This window comes from Nocardia farcinica, assembly GCF_001182745.1.
GTDB classification, from domain to species: Bacteria; Actinomycetota; Actinomycetes; order Mycobacteriales; family Mycobacteriaceae; genus Nocardia; species Nocardia farcinica.
In genome coordinates this window covers 528,161-553,923 of sequence record NZ_LN868939.1, presented here as the reverse complement: position 1 = coordinate 553,923, position 25,763 = coordinate 528,161, and the positions used below count along the sequence as shown (strand labels likewise).

Below are 25,763 nucleotides of genomic sequence, written 5' to 3'. Positions count from 1 at the left end.
GTCGGGTCGAGTTTTCGGCTTACGGCTAGCATTGCCATTCGTGCCCGACGCCGCTACTGCTGTCTTGACGAAGCCACCCGCCGCTCCCGAGGTTCGTCCGCGGGATTTCCGAACCGCGCGAATAATCGCCCTCGTGGTCGGCGCGCTGGGCGCTCTGCTGGCGTTGGCGACCCCGTTCCTGCCGGTCAAGCAGACCGTGGCGGTGTTGAACTGGCCGCAGGGCGGCACGCTGCAGAACGTGCAGGCGCCGCTGATGGCGCAGGTGCCGATCGACCTCGCCGCGAGCATCCCGTGTTCGGCCGTGGACGCGCTGCCCGCGCAGGGCGGCATGCTGCTGGCCACCGCGCCGCCGCAGGGCGACCGCGCGGCGCTGGAGGCGATGTTCGTCCGGGTCTCGGAGAACTCGGTGGACGTGGTGAACCGCAACGCCGTGGTCGCCTCGGCCGAGCGGGCGCGGATGGGCGAGTGCTCGGCCATCCGCATCGCCTCCGACAACGCCCGCACCACCGCGGTGTTCGAGGGCATGCAGCGCGAGATCGAGCGGCCGGTCCAGGGTGGCGCGCCGGGGCAGACCGAACTGGTGCGCGTGCCGGTCGAGGGCACCATGCCCGGTGACTTCCGGCCGCAGGTGGTGGGGGTGTTCTCCGATCTCGAGGGTGCGGTGCCCGCCGGGCTGAGCTTCGACATGACCGTCGACACCCGGTTCAGCTCCAGCCCCACCTGGATCAAGCTGACCGCGATGCTGGCCGCGGTGCTGTGCACGATCATCGCCCTGGCCGCGCTGGCCCGCCTGGACGGCAGCGACGGCCGCGGCCACCGCCGGTTCCTGCCCGCCAACTGGTTCAAGCCGACCTGGGCCGACGGCGCGGTGCTCGGCACGCTGGTGCTGTGGCACTTCATCGGCGCCAACACCTCCGACGACGGCTACATCCTCAACATGGTCCGGGTGGCGCCGGAGGCCGGTTACATGGCCAACTACTTCCGCTGGTACGGCGTGCCGGAGGCGCCGTTCGGCTGGTACTACTACGTCATCCAGGTCTTCGCCGAGGTGTCCACGGCCAGTCCGTGGGTGCGCCTGCCCGCGCTGTTCTGCGCGATCCTGTGCTGGATGGTGATCAGCCGCGAGGTGGTGCCGCGGCTCGGGCGCGGGGTGCGCACCAGCAAGGTGGCGCTGTGGACCGGCGGGCTGGTGTTCCTGGCGTTCTGGCTGCCGTTCGACAACGGCCTGCGCTCGGAGCCGATCGTGGCGCTCGGCGCGCTGCTGACCTGGGTCTCCATCGAACGCGCGATCGCGACCGGGCGCCTGCTGCCCGCCGCGGTGGCGGTGCTGATCGCGGCGTTCACCCTGGCCGCGGCCCCGACCGGGCTGATGTGCGTGGCCGCGCTGCTGGCCGGTACCCGGCCGCTGGTGCGGATCGTGGTGCGCCGCCACCGCGAGCACGGCACGCTGCCGTTGCTCGCGCCGATCGCGGCGGCGGGCCTACTGGTGTTGACGGTGGTCTACAGCGACCAGACGTTCGCGGGCATCCAGGAGGCCAACCGGGTGCGCCAGGCGACCGGCCCGAACCTGGCCTGGTACGAGGACTACCTGCGCTACTACTACCTGTTCGTCGAGACGGTGGACGGGTCCCTCTCGCGCCGGTTCGCCTTCCTGGTGATGCTGCTGTGCCTGTTCACCACCATGCTGGTGCTGCTGCGGCGCAGGCGCGTGCCCGGCATCGCCAGCGCACCGACCTGGCGGTTGATGGGCATCGTGTTCGGCACGATCTTCTTCATGATGTTCAACCCGACGAAGTGGACCCACCACTTCGGCGCGTACGCGGGCATCGCGGGCTCGCTGGCCGCGGTGACGGCGGTCGCGGTGTCGGCCAGTGCGCTGCGGGCACGCAAGAACCGGGCGATCTTCCTGGCCGGTCTGTTGTTCGTGCTGGCCATCGCGTTCTCGGGTATCAACGGCTACTGGTATGTCTCCAGCTTCGGCGTGCCGTGGTTCGACAAGCAGATCTCGCTGCGCGGCTACCAGTCGAACACGCTGATGCTGGTGTTGTTCGGTGTCGCGCTGGCGCTGGTGGCCTGGTTCACCCTGCGCGAGGACTACACCGCGCCGCAGCCCTCGGCCAAGACCGTGCGCGGCAGGCGCATCCGCAAGTTCGCGGCGATCCCGCTGACCGTGGTCGCCGCCCTGATGGTGGCGCTCGAGGTGCTGTCGCTGGCCAAGGGCGCGGTCTCGCAGTACCCGGCCTACTCGCTGGCGCGCTCGAACGTCGACGCCTTGCGCGGCAACATGTGCGGCCTGGCCAACGACGTGCTCGTCGAACCCGACCCCAACGACGGACAGCTCACCCCGATCATCGATCCGAACGAACCGCCGGCGAACGGCGACCCGCTGGCCGGCGCGAACCCGGTCGGCTTCGATCCCAACGGGGTGCCGGACGACCTGTCCGCCGACAGCGTCGAGGTGAAGCCGGGCACCGGTAACACCTCCACCCAGTCGGTCGGCGCGGCCTTCGCCGAGGGCGAGAACGCGGGCACCGGCGGCGGCCAGGGCGCCCGCGGCGTGAACGGCAGCACCGTGGCGCTGCCGTTCGGCCTGGATCCGGCGACCACCCCGGTGATGGGCAGCTACCAGGCCGGGGTGCAGCAGCCCGCGCACCTGGTGTCGAGCTGGTACGCGCTGCCGCAGCGGTCGGCGGATCGCCCGCTGATCGTGATCTCGGCGGCCGGCCGGGTGCTGTCCTTCGACGACACCGGTGCGATGAAGTACGGCCAGGAACTCAAGGTCGAGTACGGCAAGCGCGGGCCCGACGGCACCGTGACCAAGCAGGGCGAGTACCTGCCGCGTGACATCGGCCCGTTCCCGTCCTGGCGCAACCTGCGGGTGCCGCTGGACGAGCTCGCCCCCGACGCCGACGCGGTGCGGATCGTGGCCAACGACCCCATCCTGATCGGCGACCAGTGGCTGGCGTTCACGCCGCCGCGGATGCCGACCCTGCAGTCGCTCGACGACTACCTCGGCTCGCGTCAGCCGATCCTGCTGGACTGGGCCGTCGGTCTGCAGTTCCCGTGCCAGCGGCCGTTCTTCCACGAGAACGGCGTGGCCGAGGTGCCGCGCTACCGGGTGCTGCCGGACCGGCCGCTCGCGGTGAGCTCCACCAACACCTGGCAGGCTCAGGAGTTCGGCGGCCCGCTCGGCTTCGCGCAGATGCTGGCCAGGTCGACCACCATTCCGACCTATCTCAAGGACGACTGGGCCAGGGACTGGGGCTCGCTCGAGCGCTACGACCAGTACGACCAGAGCGCGGTGCCCGCCGAGCTGAGCACCACGACCACCACCCGGCACGGGCTGTGGTCGCCGGGTGCGATGCGGGTGTCCTGACCCGCACATGAGGAAGGGCCGTGGTCGCGGAGTGTTCCGCGACCACGGCCCTTGTTCGTACGTCCGCTGACCTGTCACACCTCGAGCAACCGGCGGGATAAATCGCGGCGGAGCACCTCCTGGTCGGGAAGCCGGTGGAGGACCCGCAGCACCGCCGGGCGTAGTTCACGCTTCTCCTCGTCGGTGAGCAGATCGACGAGATCGCGCAGATCCATGTCATCGAAGGCTGCAGTCATACCCACCACCATACGTTCTGAAACATCTGCGTGCCCACATTTCGAAGCAACGGTTACGAAGGTGTCATTTCGACGAAACTCACCGTAGCGCAACGGGATTCGGTCACGTTTGCGTGACAACCGTACGGTTGGGGATGCGGCTCCCGGTGCCGGTCACCGGGAGCCGCGCCGGTCAGCGGGCGCGGATCGGCGGGTCGTCGGCCGTGCCCGGCCTGGTCACCACGCGCACCCCGATGGTGGCCGGCTCCGCGGCCGGATCGTAGGGCGTGAAGCGTTCCAGCGAGCCCCAGTCCCGGCCCCAGTCGTGGTCGAGATAGGTGGGCACGGTCTCGGCCTTCAGCAGCAGTTCGGTCCAGCCGAGCGGGCCGCCGCCGATGTCGTCCTGCCAGGCGTTGGAGGCGTCCGAGCCGACCCGATCGGGCAGGATGCGCCAGCGCGGGGCCTCGGCCACGCCGTCGTGGTGATCGAAGGGCCGCTGGCAGGGGAAGGCCAGGCCGACGTGCCAGTCCAGCAGCACCGGATCGGTGGAGCCGACCACCGAGTTCAGCGTCGCCAGCCGCGGCAGCCGCGGCGGGGTGACCGCCAGCCACTGGCGCTGGGTGATGTCGTTGTCGACGGCCACCAGGCGCACGGCGTTCACCTCGCCGGGCAGCCGGTCCAACGGGACGCGCAGCGTGCGCCAGGACGGTGCCGGGCCGATGTCCAGCGGCAGCACCGAACCGAGGACCCGGACGCTGCCGTCGGCCTCGCGCACGCCGTACTCCACCCGCAGCTCCTGGCCGTAGGTCTCCACGCCGTCGGCGTCGACCGACTTGATGCGGCCCGCCGCCGTGATCGCCAGCACCCGGTACGCCGGATCGGCGCGCAGGTCGTCGGCGTTCTGGTCCAGCCGGTACCAGTGCGTGGTGAGCGCGGCTTGCCGCTGTTCGTCCTCCTGGTAGGAGCCCAGCACCGGGGTCCGCGCCGGGTCGAGGCCGAACGGCAGCGCCACACTGCTGCCGTTGATGCCCGCCTCGGCTGTGGTGCCGCCGCCGGTGCCCGCGCCGGTGGTGTTGGTGGTCTTGTTCTCGCCACCGGTGTCGACGGTGTTGGCGCCGCCGCTGGCGGTCTCCTCCGCGTCGGCGGTGAGATCGCGCGCCACCCCGTCGGGGGTGAAGGCCGTCACCTCGCCGGCCAGCCCGTCGGCCGGGGCGGCGTCGTAGGGTTGCAGCAGCGAGTCGGCGGTGTTCGTCTCCACCAGCACCTCGTCGGCCAGCGCGCACGGATTCCCGCGCAGCGACTCGATGTTGGACTTGGCGATCGAGTAGGCCGGATACTGGCCGACCGCGCCCTTGGCCAGCGAGGCGATCTCGAAGAGCACCAGCAGGGCCGCGGCGATGGTCAGCGGCGCGGAGGCGACCCGGTCGAAGCCGTTGCCCGGGCGCGGGCGCCGGTAGGGCTCGCGGTAGTGGAACCACACCGCCACCAGCAGCGCCACCCCGGTGAGCCCGAGGAACAGCGTGGACAGCCCCTTGCCCGCGATCAGCGGCGCCTTGTCCCACCAGGGCACGCCGTAGCTCGAGACGTACCACCAGCCGTTGGAGCCGGTGAAGGTGATGGCCAGCAGGAACAGCACCGCCGCCGCGAACAGCGCGCGGTTGCGCGGCGAGCGGATCGCCGCGGTACCCACCGCCACCGCCGCCAGCGCGGCCAGCGAACCGGCCAGCCCGGCGTAGACGCCGAAGTGGTGCGTCCACTTGGTCGGGGTGAACATCATCAGCAGCAGCGAGGCGAACACGATGCCGAGGATGCGCACCGAGGGCCCGCGCGAGGTGCCCGGGATGCGGCCCTTGCGCAGCACCTGCAACACCGAGACCAGCAGGCACAACAGCATGAGCAGCACGCCGAAGCGGCGGGCCAGCGAACCGTCCGGTGCCAGCATCAGCAGCGAGTCCCAGCGGGTCCGCTCGTCGAACCAGGCCACGTTGGGGCCGACCAGGGTGCGCACCCGGGTGGCCTCGAGCACCGTGGACAGGGTCTGGTCGGCGAACACCACGATCAGCACCAGCGTGCCCGCCGCGAGCCCCGGCGCGAGCAGCGACAGATAGCGGAACACCCCCGCGCCGCGCCCGCCACCGCCGCGCGCCCGCTTGACAATGATCTGCAACACCGGCCGCGAGCCGGCGATGAGCGCGGCCACGCAGATCAGGCCGGTCGGGCCGGCAGCCAGCGAGAAGCCCGCGATCAGCACCGCGATCGCGGCGGGCAGCAGCCGCCCGGTGGCGATCGCGCGTTCGATCGAGCACCAGGTGAGCAGCGCGCCCGCGGCGATCAGCGGTTCCGGGCGCAGACCGTTGTCGTAGGGCAGCCAGAACGCCAGGAACACCAGGCCCGCGGTCCACAGCGCGACCTTGTTGCGGCGCACCCGCGCCCCGAGCCGGGGCAGCACCTCGCGGCTGATCACCAGCCAGCACAGGATGCCCGCGAGCAGCGTGGGCAGCCGCATCCACGGGCTGGCCGCCGACACCTTCGCCATCCAGGCCAGCACCTCGTAGGACCAGCCGAACGGTGCCTCGGGCACGGCGAACCAACGGTAGTAGTTGGCCATGTAGCCCGAGCGCTCCGAGGCGCGCGCCATGTTGAGGATGTAGCCGTCGTCGGAGGTGTTGGCGCCGATGATGTGCCACAGCACCAGCGTGCCGAGCACCGCGCCGTCGGCCGGGCCGAAGCGCCACCAGTGCGCGGGCAGGAAGCGGCGGGCGCGGCGGCCGTCGGAGGTGTCCAGCAGGTGCAGTGCCACCAGCGCGATCACGGTGAACACCGCGGCGGCGATCATCACCGCCAGTTTCAGCGGACTCGGCGTGGAGGAGAAGCGGGAGTCGATGTCGGCGTGCACGCGCGCACCGCCGAGCTGCCCGGCGTCGAGATCGGTGAACACGCCGACCATCTGGGGCCTGATGTCGCGAGTCACGCTGTTGCGGAACGGGGTTCCGTCCGCCCGCGACACCCCGACGAACTCCGCGGTGGTGGCCGCGTCGGTGGCCTCGACCCTGATCTCGGCGCACGAGGCGATCTCGGCGACCGGGGCCGAGAGCAGCGGCACGTCGCGTTGCAGGAGCGTGAGGGTGCCGTCGGCGACCGAGACGACCAGGCCCTTGCTGGTGGCCTGGCCGGACGCGACCGGGATGGTGGACAGCAGGGTCGACGCGCCGGAGCCGAGCACCGAGCAGGGCAGCGAGGCATCCAGGCGCAGCGGCACATACGACACCAGGGGCGCGGACACGCTCGCGGCATCGGGCTGCGGCCAGTCCAGCGTCGCCCGGTCCTGCCGTACCGGCAGCAGCGGTGACAGCAGCGCCAGCACGAATCCGAGAAGCCCGGAGACGAGGGCGATCAGGCGGTAGCGGGTGAACGCTCGAGTTGTTCGGTCCGGTCGCACGATCAGTCATGCTAGCCACCGCACGGGTGCGGCCCGCGCCACCGAACCGCCCGGCGCGGTCCCCGCCGGTATCAGCGCAGGCCGCGCACGTCCCAGACCCGCACATCGGCCACCGGGACCGGCCCGGCGCCCAGCAGCCGGGTCACGGTTTCGGCGAGCACGTCGGCGTTCTTCGTCGCGGGCAGGACGAGCACGTCGGCGCGCCAGTAGCGCAGATCCGCGCGGGCCGCGGCCTGTTCGGCCGCTCCGATCGGCGGCACCGAGCCGGTGTCCTGCGCGCGCACCAGCAGGTCCGTGGTCGGGCGCCGGGGCGGGCCGTAGACCCCCTTCTTGTCGGCGCCGGTCGGGCCGACGAAATAGCCACCGGCCAGCGGGAATACGAAGTCCGCGTCGGACTGCCAGCGCAGCGCCCGCGCGTCGGCGGGCCGGGGCGGTGGCACCAGGACGACCGAGCCGTCGCCGGTGAACGCCCGCACGGTCTGCTCGGTGAAGAACCGCGGTGTCGGTTCCCGTTCGGTGACCGGCAGGACGGTGGGTGTCAACGGCACCAGCGCGGCCGCGACGGCGGCGAACCAGGCCAGCGGCTTCCAGTCGGTCAGCGAGGTCCGCCAGGAGGCCACCGCGCGCTCGGCCACCAGCGCCAGCAGTATCGCGATGGCGGGCACCGCCGCCAGTGCCAGCCTGCTCTCCAGCACGGTGTTCAGCAGCGGCACGTGCTCGGCCCAGCGCCAGGGTAGCGCGATGCCGGTGTCGCGCTTGCCCAGCGTCGCGCTCGCGCCCAGCGAGAGCAGCCCGAACACGGCGATCACCGCGGCGGCGGCGCGCACCACCCGGTCCCGCCACAGCAGCGCGACGATCACGCCGACGAGCAGCAGCAGCGGCCAGCCGAAGTAGGCGTTCTGTTCGGTGGGGTTGATCGCCACCGGCTGCCCCGGCGCGAGCAGGCCGCCCAGCGACTCCGACGGGAACTGCACCATCGCCTTGAGATCGTTGCCCATCGGCCCGTGATCGATCGAGCGGTAACTCTGCGGTCCGAAGAACTGCCACCACAGCGGCACCGCCGTGAGCACCAGCGTGATGCCCGCGGCCACCGCGACGGTGGGTGCGATCGCCCGCGCGGCGCGCAGCCCCGCGCGCGGGGCACGCGCGTGGTAGACGACCGCGAACACCGCGAAGGCCAGCGCGAAGATCAACAGCGGTTCCTCGCCCAACGCGATCTGCCCGGCCACCAGCAGGCCGAGCGCGACCGCGGACCGCCACCGAACGCCGCCACCCTCGGCCACCGTGACCCGTGCCAGCCGGATCACCAGCCCGGCGATCACCGGCAGCAGCGCGAGCACCACGAAGTTCGGGTGCGCGTTGGCGTGCGAGATCATCCCGGGCGCGAATCCGCAGAACAGTCCGCCCAGCGCGGCCGCGGCCCGGGAACGCACGAGTTCGGCGGCGAAGAGCCGGTACCAGGCGTAGGCGGTGGTGGCCAGGCCGAGCGTCAGCACGAGCACGAAGGTCACCGTGGGCCCGAACAGCAGGGTGATCGGCGCCAGCGGCACGCCGACGCCGAACATGGCCGTGTTGGCCATCATGTTCACCCCGGCGGGGAAGTTCTGCAAGGTCGTGCCGAGCGGGTTCTCCAGGTGCGCGAGCGAATGCGCGGTCACCGCGAAGAACCACTCCCACATGGTCTGGTCCTGACCGCTCTTGATCAGGTATCCGCCCGAGGTGTCGCGCCACTGCCCGGACAGCACCGCGGCCGCCAGTACGAGGTAGATGAGGCCGACCAGCAGATCGCCGCGCTCGGGAACGAGCGCACGCGCGGCGGTCGCGGGTCGCCACGCGGTCCGGATGCGCGGTGGCCGTCCTCGGACGATGGTGGTCGGCTCGGCAGTCTCTCGGGTAGGCGCCACCCCTCGGTGCTCCTTCGTCGGATGTGCCCGGCGGCCGCGGGCGCGCGGTCGGCGCAACGCGGTGTACGGCCTCGCCCGGATCGCGAGACGGCCTGCCGGGGTTCTCCGGGCAGGCGGAACCGCCGCTTCGGACCAGACTGCCCAGCACCGGCGCGCCGAAACCGGGAAACCGGTGTGATCTGGCTCTCGCTCGTCAGTCCCGCACGGTGACCAGCGTGAACGGGCCGATGTCGGTGCTGGTGAAGGCGGGGTCGTCGAACAGCGCCGCCGGGAAGCTCACCGTGTAACGGCGGACGTTGGGGTCGTTGGGATAGACGTCCTCGGCCAATCGCAGCGTGTAGGTCTCGCCGCTGCGCCGGAACAGGAACGCGTCGGGAGCGCGCCAGGGGCTCTCGGCCAGCGCGGCCCGCAGGGCGGCGGGGGAGTCCAGCTCGCTCCACTGCCGGATCAGGGCGGCGCGGCCCGCGAAGTCGGCGAGCGGGTTGGCGTAGTGCGAGGTCAGCGCCTGGAACCCGAAGTAGGGGTAGAAGGCAAGAAAGGTCGTGTCGGCGGTGAGCACGACCGTCTCGTCGCGCGGCCTGCCGGTCTGCTCGCGCAGCGCGGCGTCGATCTCGCGGTAGTAGGAGGCGGCGCCGGGCGGGCGCTTGTCGGCGCGTTCGCCGTCGCCGTCGGTGTCGGTGTAGGCGGTGGTGATCTCCGGTGCGAGCACGTGCGGAATGTCCTGGGCGAAGGCGAGCGCGCCGAGCACCGCGACCACCGCGACCGCGACCCGGAATCGCTCGGGCTCGTTGAACGCCTGGTAGGCCGCCCGCGCCCCCTCGACGAAACCGAACGCGCCCGCGGTCGCCAGCAGTGCCAGCAGCGGCGCTTCCAACCGGAACGACAGCAGCGTCGTACCCGCCGCCGTCACCAGCATCGACAGCAGCGTCCAGAGGTAGATCGCCAGCACGCCGACGCCGAGCGCCTGGGCGCGCCGCGACGACGAGGCCCGCACCACCAGCCAGATCGTGCCGATCAGGCACAGCGCGCCCAGCAGCGAGAACTCCAGCATCGGCAGCGGCAACTCGGCGCCCGCCCGGGGCAGGTAGTGCAGAGCGGTGCCCGAGCGCGGCGTGGTCGAGCGCAGCATCTCCACGAGCACGGGTGTCCACACCACCGCCGCGATGAGCGCCGCGATCACCGCGATCACGAGCAGCCGAACCAGCGGCGGTACCGCCGCGCGCCAGACCGGCCCGGTCGCGACGACTGCCGTGCCCCGCCGCGGTCGTCGTGTCTGCTTGGCCGCCCGGACGGCGAGGAAGGCCGCGAGCAGCCCCATCAGCGTCACCGCGAACGCCGCGACGCCCAGGTAGAGGGTGTAGAAGGTGGCCGCCAAACCGAGGAAGAGCCCGGTGCCGACCACCGCGCCCCAGCCGCCCGCGCTCGCGGGAACGGACGAACCGGCCTGCTCGGGCACCGGGGGTCGCTCCGCGGTGGTGGCGGGCGGCTCTGCGACGGCGCTGTCATCGGCGACCAGTCCGTCCGCGACCGGCCGGTGCAGCGCCCCCCAGGCCAGCACCAGCGCGGGCGGCAGCAGCAGCACGATGACGGCGCTGTAGGCCTCGGGCGAGGCGAAGGCGAGCGCGACGGCCGTGCTCGCCGCCGTGACCGCGATGGCCCAGTCGGTCCGGATCAGCCGCGTCCACAGCACCAGCGACAGCACCGCCGCGACCGCCAGCGAGCCGATCGCGTAGGGCTTGAACGCCTCCCAGCCCGACATCCCCAGCACGTCGGCCACCCGGCCGCCGACCCAGAACCAGCCCGCCGGATAGAACGGCGGGATGTCGGCGTAGGTCATGTCGCGCAGCGCGGGGCTGTCGGTGAGCCGGGTCAGGTACTCGGTACGGAACTCCTGATCGACCGAGACACCGAACAGGTACAGCTTCGTCGCGGCCAGCGGCATGCCGAGCGTCACGGTCACGAAGGCGGCGATACCCGCCCACGACAGCAGTGCCGCGAGGCGCGGGGCGCGGCGCCTGCGCACCAGCACGATCGCCGCGACGAGCAGCGCCGCCGCGACCACCTGGCCGACCGTGGTGAGCGCGCGGGTCACGTGGGAGGAGTTGAACGCGGGCCACTCGACCAGCGAGAAGGCGACCAGGCCCACCGCGGCCACGGCAACCGCCACGAGGGCCGCCGCGATCGCCTCGCCGACGCCGCCGCCCACCTGACGCACCAGCGGCCGCAGCCGCCCCCTGTCGCTCGTCGTCATCGGTGCGCCAACCTCCGGCTCCTGATCCGCGTTCCCCTCAGGCATTGCCTCTGCGCAGTGCCTCTGCCCGAGCGGGTTCCGTGGGCGGTCTCGCTCAGGCGAATCGAGCACAGCCTAGTGGAGTACACGGGGTGCCTCGCAGACCCGGGAACGCCGGAGGGCCGCGCACGCCCGTGCACGGCCCTCCGGCGAAAGTCCGGTCGGCTAGATCGGCAGCCTGCGGAAGATCGGCCGCGGGATGTGACGCAGAACCATCATCACGTACCGGAACACGCCCGGCGCCCAGATGAGCTCCTTGCCCTTGTCGGAAGCCGAAACCGCCAGCGCGGCAACCTCTTCCTTGTCCACGGTGAACGGCGCCTCCTTCGCGCCGGTCGCCTTCCAGTGCTCGATGGTGGTGCGGGTGCGCACCTGGCCCGGCCGCACCACCAGCACGCGCGGGCCGAACGGCCGCAGCGCCTCGCCCAGGCCGAGGTAGAACCCGTCCAGCCCGGCCTTGGTCGAGCCGTAGACGAAGTTGGAGCGCCGCACGCGCTCACCCGCCGCCGAGGACATCGCGATGATGCGCCCGTACCCCTGGGCCTGCATCTTCTCGCCGACCAGCACACCCACCGACACCGCGGCGGTGTAGTTGATCTCGGCGATCTGCACGGCCTTGCGCTGGTTCCGCCACAACTCCTCGGCCTCGCCGAGCAGGCCGAACGCCACGATCGCCACGTCGACATCACCGCGCGCCCAGGCCGCGTCGATCACCTTCGGATGGCTGTCGGTGTCGAGCGCGTCGAAATCGATCACCTCGACCTCGCTCGCCCCCGCGGCTTCCATCTGCGCCACCGCGTCCGCGCGCAGCGGGTCGCCGGGCAGCGTCGCCAGGATGACGCGCGCGGGAGCCTTCTTCAGGTACTCCGCGCAGATCGCGAGGCCGATCTCCGAGGTGCCGCCGAGCAGCAGGATGGCCTGCGGGTTGCCTACGGCATTGATCATCGTGCGAACCTCACCGTCACTGGAGTTCCAGCCTCCTCGCCATGTCGGACATGAAAACGCCTGTGGGATCGACCGATCGGCGGACCTTGATCCACTCGTCGATCCGCGGATACATCTTGTGGAAGGTCTCGGCGGTGGTGCGCGAGTCCTTGCCGGTGTAGAGCCTGCCGCCGAATTCCAGCACCCGGCTGTCCAATTCGGTGACGAACTCGTTGAGCCCCGGCTTGATCGGGAAGTCCAGGCAGACGTTCCAGCCCGGCATCGGGAAGCTCAGCGGTGCCTGGTTGCCCTGGCCGAAGTACTTGAACACGTTGAGGAACGAGTAGTGCCCGCTGCGCTGGACGTCGATGAGGATCTGCTTGAACTCCTCGACCGCCTCCGGCGGCACCACGAACTGGTACTGGAGGAAGCCGCGCGAGCCGTAGGCGCGATTCCACTCGCCGAGCATGTCCAGCGGGTGGTAGAACGCGGTCAGGTTCTGCGGCTTGCGCCGGTAGGTGGTGCCCTTGCGGTACCAGACCTCGGTGGCCAGCGCGAAGGTCTGCTTGTTGAGCAGCCCGTTCGGGAACAGGTCGGGGAAGGTCAGGAAGGTCTTGCCGGTGAAGTCGAGCGGGTTCTTGCGCAGCTTCTTGGGCAGCTCGTCGAGCTTGGCCAGCGAGCCGCGCGAGATCACCGCCCGGCCCAGCTTCGGCATCGGGCTCATCGCGTCGAACCAGGCCGAGCTGTAGGTGTAGTTGTCCTCGGAGCCGTCGCTGTGGAAGGCGATGGTCTCGTCCAGCCCGGCCGTCACGTCGCCGTCGGCGATGAAGTACGCCGTCTCGGTCGGCGTCATCTCGATGGTCGCGCGCAGGATGATGCCGGTGAGGCCGCACCCGCCGACCGTGGCCCAGAACAGCTTGGCGTTGCGCTTGGGCGTGATGTGGTGCACGGTGCCGTCGGCGGTGAGCAGCTCCATCGAGCGCACGTGGTTGCCGAAGCTGCCCGCGCTGTGATGGTTCTTGCCGTGGATGTCGGAGCCGATCGCGCCACCCACGGTCACCTGCCTGGTGCCGGGGAGCACGGGCACCCACAGCCCGAACGGCAGCGCCGCCTTCATCAGCTGGTCGAGCGTGACGCCGGCGTCCACGTCGACCAGCCGGGAGTCGGCGTCGATGCGGTGGATGCGGTTGAGCGCGGTCATGTCGACGACCAGGCCGCCCGCGTTCTGGGCGTTGTCGCCGTAGGAGCGGCCGAGGCCCCGCGCGATCACGCCGCGGCGCAGGTGGGCGGGCTTGCCGTCGTTGTCCTCGGCGACCATCGCGACGGCCTTCGCGATCACTTCCGGATCGCTGGTCGAGAGCACTTCGGCGGAGGTGGGTGCGGTGCGACCCCACCCGGTGAGCGACCGGGTCCGCGTGGGCAGCTGGTAGGCCTCGGTACGCCCGGTGGCGCCGTCGGTGCTGCCTGCGGTCTCGTCGACACCGGTCGTCGTGGTGGTGGTCGGAGCTTTCGTGGACATCGGGATAGAGGCTACATGCCCCCGCGCGCGAGGGTTCGCCGTCGGCGTACTCGCCGGTACGCGGTGGGGCACGGCGGCCGCTCGGCGTTAGGCTCGTGGCCGTGCACGCCGAACCCCCACTGCCGCCCACGGCCGAGTTGCCCCTGGTCGACGAACGACTCGCCGACGCGGACGGCGCCGTCGACCTGAAGACGCAGATCATCCGGTTCACCGTGACCGGCGGGTTCTCCGCGATCGTCGACTTCGGGCTGTACGTGTTCCTGCTGAAGGTGGTCGGGCTGCCCGTGCCGGTCGCCAAGTCGATCGGTTTCGTGGCGGGCACCACCACCGCGTACCTGATCAACCGCCGCTGGACCTTCCAGGCGCCGCCGAGCCGCGCCCGGTTCCTGGCGGTGGTGGCGCTCTACGCCACCACCTTCGCGGTCCAGGTGGGCATCAACCAGCTGATGGTGCATCTGCTCGGGGAGGACCCCGTGCCGGTCGCCGTCGCCTTCGTGGTGGCCCAGGGCACGGCGACGGTGATCAACTTCGTCGTGCAGCGGCTGGTCATCTTCAAGATCGACTAGCCACGCGGGGCGAGCGGGCCGATTCAGCGACTGAGCACGGCGGCTGGTTCGATGCCGGACGAGACGACACCGGACGAAGCCTTGACGCCGAAGTAGTCCCCGCCCTTGGCCCGGACGTTGTCGGTACCCCAGTCGCGCTGCTCGCGGTCGGCGGGCACCAGGTGCGGGATGTGCTTGCGGCAGTGGATGTAGGCCTCCTCGACCTCCACCACCACCCAGCGTTCGGCCTGCCTGCCGCGCACCCGCGCCGCGGGCAGGTCGGGCACCGAGCAGCGCAGCGCGTGGTCCTCCACGATGCGCGCCGAGCCGTTGATGTGCAGTCCGATCAGGTCGTGCACGAAATCGATGAGCAGAATCCCGATGTGCGGGTTCTCCGAGATGTTGCCCAGACTCGCCATCACCCCGTTGCCACGATATTCCGGATAGGCGATCGTGCGGTCGTCGACGACGTGCAGGAAGCCGGGCGGCCCGGCGCGGAAGCTGTTGTCGCACTCCCCGTTCTTGTCGGCGGTGGCGATGAACGCCATGTCCATCCGCCGGACGAATTCGACCATCGCCGGATTGAGCCGGTCGAGCACCTGGTCGCCGTAGAATCGCTCGGCCCGGTCGACGGTGCCGTAGCGCTCCTGGAGTACGTGTTCACCGTCGCTGCCGATCTGGTTGCCGGTCATGTGCGCCCCCTACTGGTCGCCGATATCCGGGCCGCGTGGTGCCGCCTCGAACCACGCGCGAACCCGGCCACGAAGAAAAGCCGAACCGTGATGAAACCGAAATCCGCGTCGATTCTAGTGACGAACAGCGCACACCATTGGCGAATTCGGCCGGTCGATGTCGAATCCGGCCGTCGCGCAGCGATTTCTGATCTGGTCAGGCGGGCAGCAGGGTCACCGGCACGCCGTTGAACACCGCGTTGCCCGATGGGGTGTCGACGATCGAATCATCGGTCAGCACATTGGCGTTCACCCCGGCGTTCGCCCTGGCCACCGACTGGGTGCCCGCGCCGTGGCCCCAGCCGTGCGGCAGGCTGACCACGCCGGGCATGATCGTGTCGGTGGGTTCCAGCGGCACCGTCAGCGTGCCCGCGGCCGATTTCACCACCGCCTGATCGCCGAGCCCGAGCCGGTCCACGTCGGCGGGATTGATCTGCAGTGTGCAGCGGTTGGTGCCGCCGACCAGGGCGGGCACGTTGTGCAGCCAGCTGTTGTTGGAGCGCAGGTGCCTGCGGCCGATCAGCACGAACTCCGGCGCCTGGTCGGCCATCCTGGCGCGCAGCCGGGCGAGATCGTCCAGCAGCGGTTCCGGCGCCAGCTCCACCGCGCCGGACGCGGTGCGCAGCGCGCCGGGCAGCCGCGGGGTGAGCGGGCCGAGGTCGATGCCGTGCGGGTTGTCCAGCAGCACTTGCAGGTTCAGCGTGCCGCCGTTCCATTCGCCGTACGGGCCGAGCCGCAGCATCAGATCGATGCGCTGTTCGGTGCTGTTCGCGCCGATCAACTCGTCGCGGCGCTCGGGGATACCGGCCTTGTGCAACATGCCCGCGATCACCAGCTCGTCGACCGCGGCCACCGGGTCCTGGTCGCCGGTGCCGTGGTGCGGCCGCCCCGTGAGCGCGGCGCCGAGCCGGGCCAGCACGGCCGCTTCGGAGGGCCGGTCGCCCAGCGGAACCAGCGGCCGGGAGTATCGCGCGTAGTTGCGGACCGCGAACTGCAGCAGCGCGAAGTCGTAGTGCGGGGATTGCACGGTGCGCGGCGGCGGCAGGATGACATCGGCGTGCCGGGTGGTCTCGTTGAGGTAGCGGTCCACGCTCACCATGAAGTCCAGCCCGGCCAGGGCCGCGTCGAGGCGGGCGGCGCCGGGCGCGGAGAGCGCCGGATTGCCCGCCACCGTCACCATCGCCCGGATCTGCCCCTCGCCGGGGGTGAGGATCTCGTCGGCCAGGGTGGCCACCGGCAGCTCCCCCATCGCCTCCGCGAGCCCGCGCACCCGGCTGCGCCAGCGTCCGGTGCGGAACGGCTTGCTGCGCACGATGCCGGTCGCCGCGGCGGTGGCGAACATCGCGCCGCCGGGGGAGTCGAGATTGCCGGTCAGGACGTTGAGCACGTCGACAAGCCACTGGGTGAGGGTGCCGAACTCCGCCGTGCAGGTGCCGATCCTGGCGTACACCGCCGCCGTCGGGGCGGCGGCCAGTTCGCGGGCCAGCCGCACCACCGTCTCGGCGGGCACGCCGGTGTGGGCGGCGACGACCTCGGGGGTGAATTCGGCGGCGGCCGCGCGCACCTCGTCGAGCCCGTTCACGGCCACGCGCACCTCGGTCAGGTTCTCGGCGAACAGCGTGTGCACGAGCCCGAACAGCAGGAAGACATCGGTGCCGGGACGGATGAACAGGTGCTCGTCGGCGCGTTCCGCGGTGCGGGTGGCGCGCGGATCGACCACAACGAACCGTCCGCCGCGCTTGCGCAGCGCGGCGAGCCTGCCCGGGAAATCCGGTGCGGTGCACAGCGATCCGTTCGATTCGAGCGGGTTCGCGCCGAGCATCAACAGGTAGTCGGTGCGGTCCAGATCCGGCACGGGCACGGTGAGGGGGTCGCCGAACATCAGGCCGGCGGCGACCTGCTTGGGCATCTGGTCGGCGGTGCTGGCCGAGAAGAGGTTCTTGGTGCCGAGCGCGCGGATCAGCACCGGCAGGTAGAGCGCACCCGCGACGGTGTGCGCGTTCGGGTTGCCGACGTACATGCCCACGGCCTGGTTGCCGTACTCGGCGGTGATGGCGGGGAAGCGTTCGGCGATGTAGTCGAAGGCCTCGTCCCAGCCCGCCGTACGCCAGGCGCCGGTGGCGCGATCGCGGATCATCGGCTCGGTGACGCGCTCGGGGTCCTCGTCGAGCTTGCCGAGGCTGGCCCCCTTCGGGCAGAGGAAGCCTTTGCTGAAGGGATCGAGCTTGTCACCGCGTACCGAGACCACGTGGTCGGCGGCGTCGAGGGTGATCTCGAGTCCGCACACGGCCTCACAGAGCGGGCAGGTGCGCAGCAGTTTCCGAGCCGAGTCGGTGATCTGGGCCATAGTCCCCATCTTGGCCGCCGGACCGTCCGGAGGGGAAGAGCGTTTGCGACATTTGCTGAAAAATGTCCCATAGCGGACCGGGTGGGGAAACGAGAAACGACCGGCATCCGTGCGGATGCCGGTCGTCGGCAGCGGAGGTAGTGCGGGCCGCCGCTGCCCGTGCAGGCTGGTGACTCAGCAGGCGACGCTGGTGAGCTGGGCGCCGGTGAGCTGCGCGCGCTTGCCGCTGGCGGCCGAGCGCACCGCCGCGGCGATGGCGACCACCGGCGGGACCCAGCGGGCCTCGCGGGGCGCGACGCCCCAGCTGGCCGAACCGGCGGACAGCTTGCTCGGCGGCAGCGGCACGCCCGCGCCGTCGGTGTAGACGATGGCGCCGGCCTCGCGCAGCGCGTCGAGCGCCATGGCGGCCTTGCGCACGCCGGTGACCAGGTGGATCTCACGGCGCTCGGCGCCGGGAACCTCGATCACCGGACCGGTCAGGTTGTTCGCGCGCAGGAAGCGCCGCACCTCACCCGCGAGCTCGCCGCCGATCTCGATGGCGGAGACGTTCTCGTCCGTGATCAGGCACAGCCCGTTGGCCGTTTCGGCGACCGTCCACCCGCGCTGGATGTAGTCCTGCGCCGCGGCGTCCATGTCGGCCGCGGAGACGGAAGTCGGAAACGTGGTGCGCACTGTTTTCTCCATTCCCGGATGCTCTGGGGGTCCTGCGTTCATGGTTCGTATCGAGGGGCGGGGCCCCGGGCGTTACGCGATCTCCGAAAAAATCCCGAACTGTGCAGTACGTCTCATTCGGCGGGGGAGCATACCGCCGCCGTCGGACGACCGCGCCACCCACTCTGGGCTCCGTCGCTGTGGCCGGGCCGTGTGCTTCCTGGGAGGTTCCTGGGGGGTGGTTCGGGCGCGGAAATCGGGGCAGTATTCGGCCGAGGCGTGCCGCCGGGCGCGAACGATGCCGAGGAGCGTGAGCCATGGCCGAGGATGCGAACCGCGGGGATTCGACCAGCACGGATCCGAACGCCGCCGGCACGGACGCCGCCGGCACGGACGCCGCCGGCACGGACGCCGCCGGCACCGACGCGGCCGCGCGGCGCGGTACGTCCGAGTACGTGCCCGAGTCGCGCTGGCTCGCCTGGAAAGCCGCGGCGCTGCGCAGGCTGGCGGGCGGCGTCCGGGACGAGGAGCCCGCCGAACCCTTCCGCAGCGGGCGTGATTTCCGGCACTGGAGCGCCGATGCCGCCGCCGCGCTGCTCGATGTCCAATTCCACCGGCAGGCCACCAGGACGTTGCTGCCGCTCGCCTACATCCTCGGGCTGATCTTCGCCTGCGCCGTGCCGATCGCGCTGACGGTGCTGCTGTGGCAGGTCTCGATCGTGCTCGGCGTGCTGGCCGCGCTGGTGGCGATCCCGTTGGGGCTCACCATCGCCGCGGCCGTGCGGCTGATGCTGGAGTTCCTGGTCAACGCTTCGCGCCTGGCGACGCGGGTGGAGCACATCAGCGATCTGGCCGACGATCTGTTCCAGGCGCTCTCCGATGTCGCCGAGCCGGTCAACCAGCTCTCCGAAGATGTTCGCGCGGTGCAGTTCTGGCGCTTCCGTGGTCGGAATCCGCGGAAATAGCTCGACATTAGCTATCGCGGGGTGCGCGGGGGTGTGCCGTCCGTTCGTGTTGCGAACTGCCAGAACTGTTGTGAAACAATGCCGTTCGGGTGCGCCGGGACCGTGGGCGGAAACCCGAGGCAGCGCAAGGGGGAAGTATGGCTTTACCGCAGGTCACCACCGGATCGACCATGCCGCGCAGACGACTCGGCAGGCATCTGCGTGACCTGCGCACGCGCGCCAAGATGACCACCCGCGCCGCCGCCCGCCACCTGGAGTGGTCGGAGGCCAAGATCTGGCGGATCGAGACCGGCCAGACCTCGCTGCGCAGCCTCGACGTGGAGGCCATGTGCAAGATCTACGGCGCCCCCGACGAGGTGGTCGCGCCGCTGGCGGCCCTGGCCAAGGAGACCAAGGCCCGCGGGTGGTGGACCGCCTACAGCGACGTCATCGGCGAGGGCTTCGACATCTACATCGGTCTGGAGGAGGCCGCCCGCCAGCTCGCCGGCTACGAGAACGAGCTGGTCCCCGGGCTGTTGCAGACCGAGGCCTACGCGCGTGCCCTGCTCGGCGCCGCCCATCCGGACGCCACGGCCACCGAGATCGACCGCCGGGTCGCCCTGCGCAGCCGCAGGCAGGCGCTGCTGACCCGGCCCGGTGCGCCGCTGCGGCTGGATGTGGTGGTCGCCGAGGCGGTGCTGCACAAGCGGATCGGTGGCCGCGCGGTCGCGGCCGAGCAACTGGCGCACCTGCGGCGCATGTGCGAACTGCCGACGGTGCGGCTGCGGGTGGTGCCCGCGGCGTCGGACTATCACGCGGGCATGGCGACGAGCCGATTCGCGATTCTCGAGTTCCCGCTCGGTGACGTGGCGCAGCCCGAGCCGCCGGTGGTCTACGTCGAGGCCTTCACCGGGCCGGTCTACCTGGACAAGGACGCCGAGATCGAGCGGTATCGCCGGGCGTTCGCGAGCATCGCCGCCGTCGCGGTGGACGCGCGCGCCCCGCTCGACGAGGCCGTGGCGGCACTGAACCGCCGGTCCTGACCCCGCGCCGGGCGGTCAGTGCCAGGTGTCGGCCAGCACCGTGCGGTGGGTGGGCATGGCCGCCTCGTAGACCGCGCGGCCCTTGTCCGTCATCCGGACGAAGATCGCGCGCCGGTCTTCCTCGCACATGCTGCGTTCGACCAGGCCGTCGCGTTCGAGCCGGGCCACCGCCCGTGAGAGCGCGCTCTGGCTCAGGTGGATGTCGCCGGCCAGATCGCTCATCCGGTACTTGCCGCAGGCGGCGTCGACGAGCCGGTCGAGCGTCTCGAATTCGCTGAGCCCGATGCCGTGCTCGTTCTGCAGCGCCTTCTCCAGCGCGCAGCTCACCGCGGCGTGCCGATCCAGCAGGTCACGCCACTGGCCGACCAGTGCCGACGACGCGCTCGGGCGTCGTGCGGTGTCCACGGTCGACTTCGACATGCCGTCATCCTAGTCCGGACCCTTACTCCATGCAACGGCATTTTATGTGTTGGCATTTAATGCACACGCATGTAATGTCCCCGGCATGACTTCTCCGGCAACACTCTCGGCCGCCGCCGCACCGGCGCTCGACCCCACGAAGTGGCCCGTCCGGCTGTGGGGGATGTTGATCACGCTGTGCGTCGTGCTGTTCCTCGACGGGCTCGACGTCTCGATGATCGGCGTCGCCCTGCCCTCGATCGGCGCCGAACTCGACATGTCGACCTCGACCCTGCAGTGGCTGGTCAGCGGCTACGTGCTCGGCTACGGCGGCCTGCTGCTGCTCGGCGGGCGCACCGCCGACCTGCTCGGGCGGCGCAAGGTCTTCCTCATCGCGCTGGCCGTCTTCGCCCTCGCCTCGCTGGCGGGCGGCCTGGTCAGCTCCGGACCGTTGCTGATCCTGACCCGCTTCGTGAAGGGCCTGGCCGCCGCGTTCACCGCGCCGACCGGTCTGTCGATCATCACCACCACCTTCGCCGAGGGCCCGGCCCGCAACAAGGCGCTGTCGATCTACACCGTGTTCGGCGCGGGCGGCTACTCCTCGGGCCTGCTCTTCGGCGGGCTGATGACCGGCATGGGCTGGCGCTGGACCTTCCTGCTGCCGGTGCCGATCGCCCTGGCCGCGCTGGCGGCGGCCTGGGTGCTGGTGCCCAAGGACGAGCCCGCCGAGGAGGGCGGACACGATCTGCTCGGCGCGGCGCTGTCCACCGCGGCCATGCTGCTGCTGGTCTACACCGTGGTCACCGCCCCCGAAGTGGGCTGGAACTCGGCCCGCACGGTCGGTTCGTTCGCCGCGGTCGCGGTGCTGTTCGCGGCCTTCCTCGCGGTGGAACGGCGGGTCGCGCATCCGCTGGTGCGGCTGGGCATCCTGCGCAAGACCACCCTGGTGCGCGCGTCGCTGGCGATCGTCGCGGTGGCCGGTTCCTACTTCAGCTGGCAGTTCATCGTCACGCTGTACCTGCAGGACACCCTGGGGTGGTCGCCGCTGCGGCTGGCGCTGGCGCTGCTGCCGGTCGGCCTGCTGGTCGCCCTCTCGGCGGTGTTCTCCGACAAGCTGGTCGACCGCTTCGGCACCGGACCCATCATCGGCGTCACCATGACCGTGATGGCCGTCGGTTACCTGCTGTTCCTGCGGCTGGACACGCACCCGTCCTACCTGACGATGATCCTGCCCGCCGTGTTGCTGATCGGCATCGGCTGGATCGGCTTCCCGGCCATCAACATCCAGGCCACCAGCGGTATCGATGACGACGAGCAGGGCCTGGCCGCGGGCGTGCTCCAGACCGCGATGCAGGTCGGCGGCGCGGTGATGCTGGCGGTGACCACCGCCGTCATCTCCTCCGGCGGCCACGGCTCCGGCGAGCCGCAGCAGATGCTCGATGCCTACCGGCCCGGCTTGACCTTCGCCGCGGGCATCGCGGTGGTCGGTGCACTGGTCGCGCTGTCGGCCTTCGCGCCCGCGCTGCGCAGGCGCCGGGCGGCCGAGCCCGAGGTCGAACTCGTCGGCTGACGACGACGGCCTCCCGCCAGAGCGTCCCGTCCGGCCACCACCCGGACGGGGCGTTCGCCCGTCTCAGGAGAAGGGCGGGGCGGCAGTGTCTTTCGGCGAACGCAGGTAGGTCAGCGGCCTGCCGTCGCGGCCGGTGCGCGGCCACTCGATGGCCAGGGTCGGATCGAAGGCGTCGATCTCGCCGTCCAGCTCCGGGGTGTACTCGAGCGAACACAGATAGGTGACGGTGGAGTCGTCCTCCAGCGACAGGATGGCGTGGCCGAGGCCCTCGGACACGAACACCGAGCGGCGGTCCACGTCGTCGAGCAGCACGCTGTCCCAGCGGCCGTAGGTGGGTGAGCCGCGGCGCAGGTCGACCACCACATCCAGGAAGGCGCCGCGCACGCAGGTCACATACTTGGCCTGACCGGGCGGGTTCTCGGTGTAGTGGATGCCGCGCAGCACCCCGGCCGCCGACACCGAGCAGTTCACCTGCCGCAGGTCCATCGGCCGGCCGGTGGCCTTCTCGAACTCCGAGGCCTTGAACGCCTCGGCGAAGCTGCCCCGCTCGTCGTGGAACACGCGCGGGGTGACCACCCACGCCCCCGGAATCGAGAGCTCCCGGATCTCCATCTCACCAATCCCGTCCGCGTTCGAGCAGGTCGAGCAGATAGCTGCCGTAACCGGACCGGACCAGCGGTTCGGCCACCGCCCGCAAACCCTCGTCGTCGATGAAACCCATCCGCCAGGCGACCTCCTCGGGCACGCCGATCTTCAGGCCCTGGCGTTCCTCGATGGTGCGCACGTAGTTGGCGGCGTCGAGCAGCGAATCGAAGGTGCCGGTGTCCAGCCAGGCGGTGCCGCGGGCCAGCACCTCGACCTGCAACCTGCCCTGCTCGAGATAGGCCCGGTTGATGTCGGTGATCTCGTACTCGCCGCGTGCCGACGGCCGCAGCCCACGCGCGATCTCCACCACGTCGTTGTCGTAGAAGTACAGGCCGGGGATCGCGTAGTTCGACCGCGGCACCTTCGGCTTCTCCTCGATGGAAATCGCTTTGCCCTCGGCGAATTCGACCACGCCGTAGGCGGTGGGATCGGAGACCCAGTAGGCGAACACCGCACCGCCGGAGATGCCGTCGAAGCGCTCCAGGCTGGTACCGAGACCGGGGCCGTGGAAGATGTTGTCGCCCAGCACCAGAGCCGCGCAGTCGGAGCCGATGTGGTCGGCGCCGAGCACGAAGGCGCGGGCCAGGCCGTCCGGCTCCGGTTGCACCACGTAACTGATCGCGATACCGAACTGGCTGCCGTCGCCGAGCAGCCGCCGGAAGGCCTGCGCGTCCTCGGGGGTGGTGATCACCAGGACGTCCCTGATGCCGGCCAGCATCAGGGTGGACAGCGGGTAGTAGATCATCGGTTTGTCGTAGACCGGGACCAGCTGCTTGCTCACCCCGCGCGTGATCGGGTGCAGCCGCGAACCGGTGCCGCCCGCCAAGATGATTCCGCGCATGCCCTGGAGTCTGCCAGCTGGGGGCCGGGCCGGCGTCGGGGAGGTTCCGAGTAGCGCACGTTTTCGTCACGGAGGTTTCGCACGTCGGCGTGGCGGGCGATAAGTGTTGCGTAGATCACTTCTGCGTGGTCTTCTGAAATGTAAGTGTGTGAGATGTCGACGCCGACACTCGCTCGTGCGGCACCGCGCGGTGCGGCCGGGTCGCTGCGGCGGCGCGGCGGCGAGGCGGTGCGCGATGGTGGTACTCAATCCGGAAGGGCCGAGCGCGCAGGCGCGGCTGCTGACGGCGGCCTGCCGCGGGGTGGTGCGCCCCGTGTTGCGGGCCGCGCCGATCACGCGCGCGACCATCCCGGTCGGCGCGCTCGCCATCGACGGCCTGGCCCGGCTGCGCCCGCACCCGCGCGGCATCGAGCGCGAGCAGGTCACCATGCCCGGCTTCGCCATGGAGATCATCCGACCCGCCGGTGCGGCGCGCGCGATGCGGCACGGCGCGCTGCTCTACCTGCACGGCGGCGGCTTCGCGGTGTGCGGCCTGGAAACGCACCGGCCGGTGGCGGCCAGCCTGGCACGGCGCACCGGGCTGCCGGTGGTCAACGTGGCCTACCGGCAGCTGCCCGTGCGCAGCATCACCGAGTCGATCGACGACTGCCTGGCCGCCTACCGCTGGCTGCTGCGCCACGGTGCCGAGCCGGACCGGATCGTGTTCGCGGGGGACTCGGCGGGCGGCTACCTCACCTTCGCCACCGCGCTGCGAGCCCTGGAATGCGGGCTGCCCGCCCCGGCGGGCCTGGTGGGACTGAGTCCGCTGCTGGATCTCGACTACGCGGCCAAGCGCGACTACGTCAATGTCGCGCGCGATCCGTATATCCCACTGTCCGCCCTGGCGGCGGTGGTGCGGCTGGGTGCCGAGCGCGAGGGCAGGCTCGATCCCCTGCTCTCGCCGGTGAACGGCGCGCTGGCGCACCTACCGCCGGTGTTGCTGGTCGCGGCCGAGGACGAAGTGCTGCGCTTCGACGCCGAGCTGATGGCGGCGCGCCTCGACGCGGCCGGGGTGCCGAATTCGGTGGAGTTGTGGCGCGGCCAGGTGCACGCGTTCATGAGCATCGCCCCCGGCCTGCCGGAGAGCCGGGCCGCACTCGGCCGGGTCGCACGTTTCGTCCGCGGGCGGCTGGCGGATTCCCAGCGGGCTCGGACGGCCTGATCCGCTCGGTCGGACGAGTCGAGGAACCTCGTCCCGGGACGCCGGGACGAGGTTCGCTCTTTTTCTGCGGTGCGTGCCGGGAATGTCCCTTTCGGGGCGATTTCTGCCCGCCCCACCCGCCCGGCGTTTTTCAGGGCGAAATTCGCGATCATTTCCGCCGGGAAATTGTTCCGGCCGGAAAGCTCCCGAAACGGACGAAAACCCCGCCCGGAACGGGCGGGGTCGTCGGAAAATGTGCCGGAGATTACTTGGCCGGGGGCACGAACGGCTGGTTGATGGTGGTGAAGTACTGGATCGCGGCGCCGATCGCGACGGGCGCGGTCACCAGGATCTGGCCGGCCAGGGTGCCCAGCGCGCCGACGGCGAGGATGCCGCCCAGGCAGCCGATGGCCGCGGCCGGGATGAACGGACCGAACAGGCCGACGATGGTCGCCGAGGCCACGGTCGCACCCGCGATGCCGCCGAGCACGCAGCCCACGGCCGCGCCGCCCAGGCCGCCGACCAGGGTGCCGATGGTGGCGCCCATGCCGATGGTGTCCTTCAGGCGGTTGAAAGCGGCCAGCTCACGGTCGTATTCGCTCTTCCAGGGCGCCTTGTCCTCGAACGGCAGGGCGACCGGCTTGTAGACCGCCTTGTCGACGTCGAGCTGCGGGGTCAGGGTGGCGGTGCGGTCGCTGATCTCGGCGGCGATCGGGAACTCGAACTCGTCCACGCGGAAGGTCAGCGGCGCGCCCGCGACGGTGGTGCCGTCGGCGGCCTTGATCTTGAGCGCGTTGTCCTCGACCACCAGCGAGCCGGAGTCGATCGAGATGATGGACTGGGTGTCGGTCGACTGCGCGGTGAAATTGATGGCACCGCTCTCGGCCGGCGCGGCGGGCGCCGCGTTGACTGTGCCGGCGGTGACGCCGAGCGCGGCGATCAGCAGCGCCGACGTAGCGGCGAATTTCCTCATCAGCATTTCTGGGGTTCCTCGATGTGAAGCGTTCGGAGGGGACCCGTTGATCGAAATGGAGGTCAGCTAACGCGCGGTGAACCGACTGTGACCGTTGATTCAAATTCCGTTCACCAAGTCGACCGCCGGGTCTGTGCGTATTCGGAAAAGGACACGCCGAGCTGGCTTTTCGCCGTAAAAACGGACCGCGGGGCTTATTTTCGTCAAACCATCTGAGACGAAGGTCA

19 protein-coding genes are annotated in these 25,763 nt (G+C 70.7%); 6 read left to right on the top strand and 13 right to left on the bottom strand.

Features of this window, described 5'->3' with window-relative positions; all coding sequences use genetic code 11:
* Positions 1-40 precede the first annotated feature (40 nt).
* Positions 41-3,376 (top strand): arabinosyltransferase domain-containing protein, encoded by a 3,336-nt coding sequence (locus tag AMO33_RS19670; protein WP_041559745.1) that lies wholly within the window; start codon positions 41-43, stop codon positions 3,374-3,376.
* Between the two features lie 74 nt (positions 3,377-3,450).
* Here the strand turns inward: AMO33_RS19670 and AMO33_RS32110 are convergent, their stop codons facing one another.
* From AMO33_RS32110 to AMO33_RS19645, 6 genes are all read right to left on the bottom strand, one after another.
* A complete protein-coding gene (locus AMO33_RS32110) occupies positions 3,451-3,612 on the bottom strand; it encodes a hypothetical protein (RefSeq protein ID WP_167547538.1) in 162 nt (53 codons plus the stop codon).
* A gap of 172 nt (positions 3,613-3,784) precedes the next feature.
* Positions 3,785-7,030, bottom strand: a complete 3,246-nt coding sequence (locus AMO33_RS19665; RefSeq protein ID WP_060593843.1) for an arabinosyltransferase domain-containing protein — start codon at positions 7,028-7,030, stop codon at positions 3,785-3,787.
* 71 nt (positions 7,031-7,101) lie between these two features.
* Positions 7,102-8,934, bottom strand: a complete 1,833-nt coding sequence (locus AMO33_RS19660) for a glycosyl transferase (RefSeq protein ID WP_060593842.1) — start codon at positions 8,932-8,934, stop codon at positions 7,102-7,104.
* A 193-nt stretch (positions 8,935-9,127) separates the two neighbouring features.
* Positions 9,128-11,185 carry an arabinofuranosyltransferase gene (locus AMO33_RS19655; RefSeq protein WP_197657784.1) on the bottom strand — a complete coding sequence of 686 codons (2,058 nt, stop codon included), beginning with the start codon at positions 11,183-11,185 and terminating at the stop codon, positions 9,128-9,130.
* Between the two features lie 204 nt (positions 11,186-11,389).
* Entirely contained in the window at positions 11,390-12,169 is a 780-nt protein-coding gene (locus AMO33_RS19650; protein WP_011206725.1) for a decaprenylphospho-beta-D-erythro-pentofuranosid-2-ulose 2-reductase, read from the bottom strand.
* 16 nt (positions 12,170-12,185) lie between these two features.
* The gene (locus tag AMO33_RS19645) at positions 12,186-13,667 is read right to left on the bottom strand and encodes an FAD-binding oxidoreductase (protein ID WP_011206726.1); all 1,482 of its coding nucleotides are present in this window, start codon (positions 13,665-13,667) and stop codon (positions 12,186-12,188) included.
* Positions 13,668-13,768: 101 nt separating this feature from the next.
* On the opposite strand from AMO33_RS19645, the gene AMO33_RS19640 reads away from it, so the two are divergent.
* A complete protein-coding gene (locus AMO33_RS19640; RefSeq protein ID WP_011206727.1) occupies positions 13,769-14,233 on the top strand; it encodes a GtrA family protein in 465 nt (154 codons plus the stop codon).
* Positions 14,234-14,256: 23 nt separating this feature from the next.
* Here the strand turns inward: AMO33_RS19640 and AMO33_RS19635 are convergent, their stop codons facing one another.
* From AMO33_RS19635 to AMO33_RS19625, 3 genes are all read right to left on the bottom strand, one after another.
* On the bottom strand, positions 14,257-14,904 hold the full coding sequence (locus AMO33_RS19635; protein ID WP_060593841.1) for a pyridoxamine 5'-phosphate oxidase family protein: 648 nt from the start codon (positions 14,902-14,904) through the stop codon (positions 14,257-14,259).
* Positions 14,905-15,100: 196 nt separating this feature from the next.
* Positions 15,101-17,299, bottom strand: coding sequence for a molybdopterin oxidoreductase family protein (locus tag AMO33_RS19630; RefSeq protein WP_082668763.1), 2,199 nt, complete (start codon positions 17,297-17,299; stop codon positions 15,101-15,103).
* A 165-nt stretch (positions 17,300-17,464) separates the two neighbouring features.
* Complete coding sequence (locus tag AMO33_RS19625) at positions 17,465-17,974, bottom strand: hypothetical protein (protein ID WP_170916141.1); 510 nt, start codon at positions 17,972-17,974, stop codon at positions 17,465-17,467.
* Positions 17,975-18,258: 284 nt separating this feature from the next.
* Between AMO33_RS19625 and AMO33_RS19620 the strand changes: the two genes are divergently transcribed.
* Together AMO33_RS19620 and AMO33_RS19615 are read left to right on the top strand one after the other, a co-directional pair.
* A complete protein-coding gene (locus AMO33_RS19620) occupies positions 18,259-18,906 on the top strand; it encodes a DUF4282 domain-containing protein (protein ID WP_060593839.1) in 648 nt (215 codons plus the stop codon).
* Positions 18,907-19,043: 137 nt separating this feature from the next.
* A complete protein-coding gene (locus AMO33_RS19615; RefSeq protein ID WP_060593838.1) occupies positions 19,044-19,928 on the top strand; it encodes a helix-turn-helix domain-containing protein in 885 nt (294 codons plus the stop codon).
* Positions 19,929-19,943: 15 nt separating this feature from the next.
* Here AMO33_RS19615 and AMO33_RS19610 read toward each other — a convergent pair whose 3' ends face one another.
* Positions 19,944-20,348: a MarR family winged helix-turn-helix transcriptional regulator gene (locus tag AMO33_RS19610; protein WP_011206733.1), complete on the bottom strand. Its 405-nt coding sequence runs from the start codon at positions 20,346-20,348 to the stop codon at positions 19,944-19,946.
* An 85-nt stretch (positions 20,349-20,433) separates the two neighbouring features.
* Here AMO33_RS19610 and AMO33_RS19605 point away from each other — a divergent pair, with 85 nt between their 5' ends.
* On the top strand, positions 20,434-21,897 hold the full coding sequence (locus AMO33_RS19605) for an MFS transporter (protein WP_011206734.1): 1,464 nt from the start codon (positions 20,434-20,436) through the stop codon (positions 21,895-21,897).
* A gap of 63 nt (positions 21,898-21,960) precedes the next feature.
* On the opposite strand, the gene AMO33_RS19600 is transcribed toward AMO33_RS19605, so the two are convergent.
* The gene (locus tag AMO33_RS19600; RefSeq protein ID WP_011206735.1) at positions 21,961-22,509 is read right to left on the bottom strand and encodes a dTDP-4-dehydrorhamnose 3,5-epimerase family protein; all 549 of its coding nucleotides are present in this window, start codon (positions 22,507-22,509) and stop codon (positions 21,961-21,963) included.
* Position 22,510: 1 nt separating this feature from the next.
* The gene (gene rfbA / locus AMO33_RS19595) at positions 22,511-23,383 is read right to left on the bottom strand and encodes a glucose-1-phosphate thymidylyltransferase RfbA (RefSeq protein ID WP_011206736.1); all 873 of its coding nucleotides are present in this window, start codon (positions 23,381-23,383) and stop codon (positions 22,511-22,513) included.
* Between the two features lie 235 nt (positions 23,384-23,618).
* Between rfbA and AMO33_RS19590 the strand changes: the two genes are divergently transcribed.
* Positions 23,619-24,584: an alpha/beta hydrolase gene (locus tag AMO33_RS19590; RefSeq protein ID WP_041560559.1), complete on the top strand. Its 966-nt coding sequence runs from the start codon at positions 23,619-23,621 to the stop codon at positions 24,582-24,584.
* A 244-nt stretch (positions 24,585-24,828) separates the two neighbouring features.
* Here the strand turns inward: AMO33_RS19590 and AMO33_RS19585 are convergent, their stop codons facing one another.
* On the bottom strand, positions 24,829-25,542 hold the full coding sequence (locus tag AMO33_RS19585) for a hypothetical protein (RefSeq protein ID WP_011206738.1): 714 nt from the start codon (positions 25,540-25,542) through the stop codon (positions 24,829-24,831).
* Between the last annotated feature and the right edge of the window lie 221 nt (positions 25,543-25,763).

Excerpts from the sequence above, each read along its gene's own strand:
- AMO33_RS32110 (WP_167547538.1), bottom strand. The coding sequence starts at position 3,612 with ATGACTGCAGCCTTCGATGACATGGATCTGCGCGATCTCGTCGATCTG.
- AMO33_RS19655 (WP_197657784.1), bottom strand. The coding sequence starts at position 11,185 with ATGACGACGAGCGACAGGGGGCGGCTGCGGCCGCTGGTGCGTCAGGTG.
- AMO33_RS19650 (WP_011206725.1), bottom strand. The coding sequence starts at position 12,169 with ATGATCAATGCCGTAGGCAACCCGCAGGCCATCCTGCTGCTCGGCGGC.
- AMO33_RS19645 (WP_011206726.1), bottom strand. The coding sequence starts at position 13,667 with ATGTCCACGAAAGCTCCGACCACCACCACGACGACCGGTGTCGACGAG.
- AMO33_RS19635 (WP_060593841.1), bottom strand. The coding sequence starts at position 14,904 with ATGACCGGCAACCAGATCGGCAGCGACGGTGAACACGTACTCCAGGAG.
- AMO33_RS19630 (WP_082668763.1), bottom strand. The coding sequence starts at position 17,299 with ATGGGGACTATGGCCCAGATCACCGACTCGGCTCGGAAACTGCTGCGC.
- AMO33_RS19625 (WP_170916141.1), bottom strand. The coding sequence starts at position 17,974 with ATGGAGAAAACAGTGCGCACCACGTTTCCGACTTCCGTCTCCGCGGCC.
- AMO33_RS19620 (WP_060593839.1), top strand. The coding sequence starts at position 18,259 with ATGGCCGAGGATGCGAACCGCGGGGATTCGACCAGCACGGATCCGAAC.
- AMO33_RS19615 (WP_060593838.1), top strand. The coding sequence starts at position 19,044 with ATGGCTTTACCGCAGGTCACCACCGGATCGACCATGCCGCGCAGACGA.
- AMO33_RS19610 (WP_011206733.1), bottom strand. The coding sequence starts at position 20,348 with ATGTCGAAGTCGACCGTGGACACCGCACGACGCCCGAGCGCGTCGTCG.
- AMO33_RS19605 (WP_011206734.1), top strand. The coding sequence starts at position 20,434 with ATGACTTCTCCGGCAACACTCTCGGCCGCCGCCGCACCGGCGCTCGAC.
- AMO33_RS19600 (WP_011206735.1), bottom strand. The coding sequence starts at position 22,509 with ATGGAGATCCGGGAGCTCTCGATTCCGGGGGCGTGGGTGGTCACCCCG.
- rfbA (WP_011206736.1), bottom strand. The coding sequence starts at position 23,383 with ATGCGCGGAATCATCTTGGCGGGCGGCACCGGTTCGCGGCTGCACCCG.
- AMO33_RS19590 (WP_041560559.1), top strand. The coding sequence starts at position 23,619 with ATGGTGGTACTCAATCCGGAAGGGCCGAGCGCGCAGGCGCGGCTGCTG.
- AMO33_RS19585 (WP_011206738.1), bottom strand. The coding sequence starts at position 25,542 with ATGCTGATGAGGAAATTCGCCGCTACGTCGGCGCTGCTGATCGCCGCG.